The 1,487-nt window shown below is 76.5% G+C and carries 1 protein-coding gene; it reads left to right on the top strand.

What is annotated here, in order from left to right:
• A partial coding sequence (locus IE249_RS00355) for an ALF repeat-containing protein (protein WP_268249658.1) occupies positions 1 to 1,487 on the top strand: 1,487 nt, incomplete at both ends.

Raw genomic sequence — 1,487 nt, 5'->3', positions numbered from 1 at the left:
GGGACGCCGGAGGACATCGTCGAGTTCCTGGAGGTCGGGCAGTTCACCGCCCGCAACCGCGACCAGGAGCACGCGACCATCGCGCAGCTGACCGAGCAGGCCAAGCAGGCCGGCGCGCAGGCCGACGACGCCACCAAGTCGGCGCAGGAGGCGTCGGCCAAGGCGGTCGCCGCCTCGGCGCTGGCGAAGGCGGCCGCGCAGACGGCCGCGAAGGAGACCGCGGCCGCGAAGAACGACTCGGTCAGGGCCGCGGCCAAGGCGCGCCAGGCGGCGGAGGCGGCGAGGGCGGCCGCCGAGGCGGCGCAGACCGCGATCGGCGCGGCGAACGCCGCCGACCGCTCGGCGCGCATCGCGGCGCTGGCCGCTGCGCAGACCGCCGCCGCGGCGACCGCGGCCGCGAACGCGGCCGGGGCGGCGTACAAGGCGGCGGCCGATGCCGCCAACGACAAGAAGGACGCCGGCTCGGCGCGGGACTCGGCCAAGGCGGCGCGTGCCGCCGGGGCACTGGCGAAGTCGTCGGCGGCGGCAGCGGAGCAGGCCGGGCGGGCCTCGCTGGCCGCCGGTGCGGCCGCCAAGGCGTCGCTGAGCGCGATCAGTGACGCGAACGCGGCGGCGGACGCGGCCGACGAGGCGAACCGGCAGGCGGAGGCCGCCGGTGTCCACTCGGGCGAGGCGCAGGCCGCGGCGGCCGAGACCCGGCGCCACGCCCGCGAGGCGAACCGGGCGGCGAACGCGGCCGAGTCACTGGCCAAGGAGTCCGCCCAGGCCGCGTACGACGCGCGGGACGCGGCGAACTCGGCGGCCACGCACGCCGACAACGCGGCGGACGCGGCGGAGGAGGCCGCCAAGCACGCGGGCGAGTCGTCCAGGGCGGCCGCCGAGGCGGCCAAGCAGGCGGGCAGGGCGAAGGAGGCCGCCGACACGGCGACCAAGGCGGCGGCCACCGCGCACAAGGTGTTCGCCATCGCCCGCAAGACCGAGGCGGAGGACCTCGCGACGCGCACAGGCGCGGCGATGGAGAGCGCCCAGTCGCAGAAGGACGCCGCCGACGCCTTCACCTCCCAGCTGGCCCAGGTCGCGCTGGAGGACAAGAAGATCGGCGAGGACACCGCCGATCTCGCGGCCGAGGCCGACAAGCCCGGAGCCGACACCAAGGCCGTCGCCGCCAAGGGCCGCGCGGTGGCGCTGCGGGCGCTGAAGCAGTACGGCGCCTGGCGCCAGGAGGCCGCCGCCCGGGCCCTTTCCGGTGACGACGACACCGTCCTGGACTATCTGCGCAGGGGCGCCAAGCAGGCGGAGACGGACGAGATCCGCCAGCAGGTGACGGACCTCGCCCAGACCAGCCCGTACGAGAGCGTCCGCACCGGTGCGACGCAGGCGCTGGGCGGCAGCGACGAGCAGATCCGGGACTTCTACACCACGGGTCAGTACACGGTGGCCGCCGTCGACTACCGGGTGCTCGTGTCCCAGATCAACAACGCCGGCGG

Origin of the sequence: Streptomyces anandii JCM 4720 (assembly GCF_014650655.1) — a bacterium.
GTDB lineage: Bacteria > Actinomycetota > Actinomycetes > Streptomycetales > Streptomycetaceae > Streptomyces > Streptomyces anandii.
This window is presented reverse-complemented; position numbering and strand designations above follow the sequence as displayed.